The 5,600-nt window shown below is 62.0% G+C and carries 2 protein-coding genes and 1 pseudogene; all 3 read left to right on the top strand.

Annotated elements, in window-relative coordinates:
- Window positions 1-441: 441 nt before the first annotated feature.
- On the top strand, window positions 442-2,214 hold the full coding sequence (locus FV226_RS26620) for a type I secretion system permease/ATPase (RefSeq protein ID WP_147765287.1): 1,773 nt from the start codon (window positions 442-444) through the stop codon (window positions 2,212-2,214).
- 167 nt (window positions 2,215-2,381) lie between these two features.
- Complete coding sequence (locus tag FV226_RS26615; protein WP_246691746.1) at window positions 2,382-3,689, top strand: HlyD family type I secretion periplasmic adaptor subunit; 1,308 nt, start codon at window positions 2,382-2,384, stop codon at window positions 3,687-3,689.
- An 82-nt stretch (window positions 3,690-3,771) separates the two neighbouring features.
- A pseudogene (locus FV226_RS26610) lies at window positions 3,772-5,600 on the top strand (hypothetical protein); the annotation flags it as partial.

Raw genomic sequence — 5,600 nt, 5'->3', positions numbered from 1 at the left:
ACGCCTCTGGCATCAATCCGCTCGTGCATTTTTGGGAGCTGGGCCTCGCCGAGGGCCGTTCTGGCTGGCAGATCGACCACGGCTAATCGCGGGCGGCTCGGCTGGCCGGTATACGTGCCTCGTGGGCAACAGTGCCCCTAATTCGGCCACATCGTTCGGGCAAAGTACCGACCAGCTCCGAGATTTGTATCCAACAGTCGACGGTGCGCTTATGCTCGCAGGGGCCGGCGCGGAGACAGCTTCGCACTAAGCGAGAGCCACTTCAGCAACATCTCAGTTGTTTATTCCGTCCAAAAAATCTATGCAACCGGAACAGCAGCTCTCATTTTAAGTTTCATATTATCATTCATGTGGCTGCATCGTCGGAATAATTGTGATAGGCGTGCGCTTGCGCGTGCGCGTGGATCCGCAGCGAGTCGCTAAAGAATAGGGCCATTGGGCATGAACATGAGGGCTGTGGGGGGGGCGTCTTCGGTCCTGAAAGAAGGAATCAAGGCTACGCGACCTGTCTTCGTGACAGCGATCGTGTTCAGCTTCTTCATCAATCTCCTGATGTTCGTCAGCCCGCTCTACATGCTCCAGGTCTATGATCGGGTGCTATCGAGCCGCAACGTGACGACGCTCGTAGGCATCACTCTGATCGCGGCATTTGCGCTCGTGGTCTACGCGCTTCTTGAGATGCTGCGTTCGCGCCTTCTTGTGCGGGCCGGCATGCTGTTCGACGAGAAGATTGCTAGCCCGATCTTCTCGGCCGTCCACCGGGGTAACCTGCGTAATCCTGAAGGCGGCCACGGCATCGCACTCCGCGATGTCGACACGGTGCGCGAGTTCCTCACCGGCAGCGGCCTCCTTGCCTTCTGCGACGCGCCCTGGACCCCGGTCTTCCTGCTCGCTTGCTTCGTTCTGCACCCCTGGTTCGGCTGGATGGCGATCGGGGGCGGCCTCATCATCTTTTGCCTGACCCTTCTCAACGAGGTCGCGACGAAGCGCGAGCTCGCGGCTGCAAGCCAGGCCAGCAACGCCGCTGGTCAATACGCGCAGGCGACGCTGCGCAACACTGAAGTGCTGCAGGCGATGGGCATGCTGGGGGCACTGCGTGGCCTCTGGAGCCAGCGCCACGATGAAGTGCTGGCGTTCCAAGCGCTGGCGAGTGACCGGGCCGGCCTGATCGTTGCGGGCACTAAGTTTGTCCGCATGTTCCTGCAGACCCTGATCCTGGGCGTCGGCGCTTATCTGGCGATCCATCGCGAGATCTCGCCAGGCTCGATGATCGCGGCCTCCATTATCATCGGGCGGGCTCTGGCCCCGGTTGAACTGCTCATTGCGAACTGGAAAGGTTTCAACGCGGTCCGGGCGAGCTATGGGCGCCTGCAGAAGCTCATCGAACTCGCCGGGCCCGAGCCTGAGCGTATGAACCTGCCCCGGCCCGCTGGCCAGATCGAGGCCGAGAACATTTTTGTTGGCGCCCCCGGCAAAACGCAGGTGATCCTCCAGGGTGTCAGCTTCAGACTCGCGCCGGGTACGGTGGTTGGTGTTGTTGGTCCGTCGGCAGCTGGCAAGTCGAGCTTGGCGCGCGCCGTCACCGGCGTCTGGCCGATCGCGCGCGGGGCCCTGCGCATCGACGGCTCGGAGATCACGCACTGGGATCCGCAGGCGCTCGGCCGCCATATCGGCTACCTGCCCCAGGACGTCGAATTGTTCGCCGGCACGGTCGCCCAGAACATCGCTCGCTTCGACACGATCGACGAGGAAGCAGTGATTGCGGTTGCCAAGAAGGCGGGCTGCCACGAACTGATCCAGAGTCTGGCAGATGGCTACAACACCCAGATCGGTGGCGGCGGCCATGCGCTCTCGGGCGGCCAGCGCCAGCGTATCGCGCTCGCCCGTGCGATGTACGGCAACCCGAGCTTCATCGTCCTTGACGAGCCGAATGCTAGCCTCGACGCGGCGGGCGAGGAAGCCTTGATGCGAGCGGTCCGAGAGTTGAAGCAGATGGGCACCACGATCCTGATCGTGACGCACAAGGTTAACATCTTGAGCGCGGTCGACACGGTGTTGGTAATGAATTCTGGCACCGTGCAAGCCTACGGACCACGTGATCAGATCCTCGGCCAAGTGGCAGGCCCACGCTCCGTTCCATCCCCCGATACCGCGTCCGTTGCTGCGCCCGCGACCGGACGTCTTGGTATGCAAGGCCAGCGCGCGGCTGGGTAAGGCTGCGGGCTGACGACAAGGCATCGGGCGACAGGAATTTCGAGACAGCGATGAGCATCAAACTTCCGGCGCTACGCGCGCGTCTCACGAACACTACAGCTAAGGTTCAGCAGGGTCTAACCCGCACTGGACCTGTCGTGGCTGAGGGCGATCCCACAGGGGCTAATCTGCGCCCTGCCACACCGCCCCGCCTGACGACCTGGAAGCACCACGCAGTCGCCGGATACGCGCTGATTTTCTCGACCTTTGGCGTGATGGGCGCTTGGGCGGCGGTTGCCCGGCTCGACCGGGCGGTGGTCAGCCCCGGTACGATCGCGGTGGAGAACAGCCGCAAGGTCGTGCAGCATTTTGAGGGGGGAATGGTGCGCGAAGTCCTGGTTAAAGAAGGCCAGACCGTGCACGAGGGCGATCTGATGCTCCGGCTCGACCCCATTCAGGCGAATGCCAGCGTCGACCTCTTCCGCTCCCAGCTCGACGCTACCCTAGTTCAGGAGGCGCGCCTCCTGGCCGAGCGGGACGGTCAAAATAGTCTTGAGCTTCCACCAGAGATCCTGGCTCGTCGTACCGAGCCCGGCGTCGCGCGGGTGATTGCTGACCAGACGGCCCAGCTCAAAGAGCGAAGCGGCTCACTCGTCGGTCAGATTGAACTCTTCGAGTCGCGGGTGCGCCAGCTGAAGAACGAAATTTTAGGGCTTGGCGTCGAAAAGGCAGCCACTGAGCAGCAGGTTGGCTTCATCAACCAGGAGCTCGTTGGCCTGCGCCAGCTGCGCGAGAAAAACCTGATCCCAATGAATCGTCTCCTCTCGATGGAGCGGGAGCGTACGCGCCTTGAAGGCATCATCGGCCGTTCGGTTGCCGATACGGCCAAAGCCGAGAACGGCATCAACGAGGCGGGCTTGCAGATAACGCAACTGCGCCAAAAGCTGCAGGAAGACATCGCTGGCCAGCTCCTGGAGGCACGTCAGAAAAGTGCAGAGCTACGCGAAAAATTCGCGGTCGCCCAAGACGTCCTACGACGCCTAGAGGTGCGTGCGCCCCGCTCAGGCGTTGTACAAAATCTCAAGGTCTACACAATCGGCCAGGTTGTGCGCTCAGCTGAAGCGCTGATGGAAATTGTGCCCGACGACGACAAGCTCGTCGTCCATGTGCAGTTCGCGCCCAACGACCTTGAGACAGTGCATGCCGGGATGCCGGCCGAAATCAAGTTCCCGAGCTTCCACTCGCGACGCATCCCAACGATTCTGGGTAATCTCGAAACTGTCTCGCGCGACCGCCTGATCGATGAAACCACGCACCAGCCCTATTTTCTCGGTATCGTTCAGATCAGCAAGCTGCAGATCCCCGAGATGATGCAAGGCCGGCTGGTGGCCGGCATGCCAGCCGAGGTCATCGTCACCACGGGCGAGCGCACCGCGCTCAGCTATGTCGTCTCGCCCTTCTTCGAGGCGCTCGGCCACTCGTTCAATGAGCATTGACCTGAACGGGTCTATGGGCAGACTCGGTCGCACAGCTGAGCAAGGTGCGCGCCGCGTGGGTTTGGGTCAGGATTTGGACTAGATGAGCGCCATTCTCTCGTTCTTCCGTCCTGCTCCGATTGCGCGGGGCGACTGGTCCCAGCAGGAGATTGCCGAGTTCTACCGCGTGGAGGCCGCCCTCACGCAGGCAGGCTTGCGCATGACCAGCGACCGGGGCTTGAGCGACGAAGGCGATCCCTGGTTCGTCTTCTGCCGCTTCGACGGCGACGTGATCATGCACTTCGCGCGGATCGACGATCTCTACGTCGTCGCCTCCGAGGCGTTCGAGCGCCCGCTGCAGGGGCCTGATTTCCGTGCTCTGCTTAACACGGTTGCGGCCGAGCACCCGACCCTCGTACCGATCCCGCGTCAGAACCCGCAAGGCAAGCCCGGCAATCTTGTCCTGCATCCGGCCGCGCTACTGGCCGCAATCGTTGCCACGGTCGCCTTTCAGCTCGCGGGTGGGGACGCGATGGCTGGCGAGCTTGCGACTGGATCTGCGTCCAGCGACCACGGCGCCAGCGACTGGGGGACCGAGAGCGTCCCCTACGGAATCGATAGCAGATCCTACGTCACCGAGGCGCACGAACAGGATAGCTCCTTAGCCTCAGGGAGTTCGAACGAAGACCGTCAGAGCCGCCAAGCGCTGATCCTGTCAGCCATCGCCTTAGCGAGCGAGAGTGTGCTGCAGGTCGGAACCGAGCCAGTGTCAACGTCGTGGCAAGCTTCGACTCTCCTATTCGCCAAGGAGCACGGGTCGGATCAAGCGTCCCAGATCTCTGCTGCGGAAGACCATCTCTTTCCCGAGCTCGCGCATAGAGCGAGTAGTCGCGAGGATACGGCGCTCAGCCTTGCAACAAGCACCGCTCTGATAGAACCTGCCAAATTCATCAGTGGCCATGGAGCGATTGACGGACCGCACGACTTCAGCGGGTTAACAGCCAGCCTGAATCTAGGAGCCGGGGCGCTCAACCCTCTGCCGGGCGGAAACGGCAGTATGCTCATGCGCGCGAACACCGAGATGTTCGCCGGGCTTGAGGCTTGGTCAGGCATCCACACCGTCCACCTCGGCATGACCACCACACCGAAGGCCGCAACCGCCAACAAGGTGGCGTCACCGACCAATGAGACTACGGCTTCAGAAGCTACCCCAGGAACGGCAAGCGCTTCATCGGCACCTGTTGTCTCTACGTCCGAGACGACCAGCGCAGCCCCTTCGCTGCGATCGGAACCCTACCTAAGCACCCCGTCCAGCCCCGGTGGAACTGACGCTAACCATGCCAGCGCCTTGAGTGCAGGCGGTGCGACCTCCCAGGTCGTACAGACGATTGCTCCTGCGACAACCGTCTACACGTCCTCAAACACGAATGTGCGCGTCGCGCTCTCGAGCTTTATCACAGACCATACCGGTTTCTCGAGTTCGACCCAGCCTACGGCCGCATCGGGGGCTGTGTCTGTCGACGCTTGGCTTGTCGACTTGATAAAATCCATCCGCGTCGACGCAGATGCTCTAGCCAAGCTTGGCGCAAACACAAGTGGGTACGATCTCAATAACCTTGAGATCCGGGCGACGAGTACAAGTCTCGTGCCAGTCCTCACAGCGTCGGTTTCCAGCCTCAGCCAGAAACTCACCCTCATCGATACGCACGTCAACAGCTCGACCGGGCCTGAGATCGCTGGTTCAAAGGCCGGAGCGATACTCGGCGAAAGCGCGAGCAACAGCGACAAGGGCGTCAGCCTGGGAAGCGCGCCGGCGCATACGGAAGTGGCCGCGCCAGGATCCGGAACCCTGTCCTCGGCTGGCGGCGATAAGGGCCTCAGCCTAGGTAGCGCCCCAGCGCATACGGAAGTGGCCGCGCAACGATCCCGAAA

This window comes from Methylobacterium sp. WL12, assembly GCF_008039475.1.
Lineage (GTDB): Bacteria > Pseudomonadota > Alphaproteobacteria > Rhizobiales > Beijerinckiaceae > Methylobacterium > Methylobacterium cerastii.
This window is presented reverse-complemented; position numbering and strand designations above follow the sequence as displayed.

Bases quoted from the DNA above. Each gene is read 5' to 3' on its own strand.
- FV226_RS26620 (WP_147765287.1), top strand. From the start codon at position 442: ATGAACATGAGGGCTGTGGGGGGGGCGTCTTCGGTCCTGAAAGAAGGA.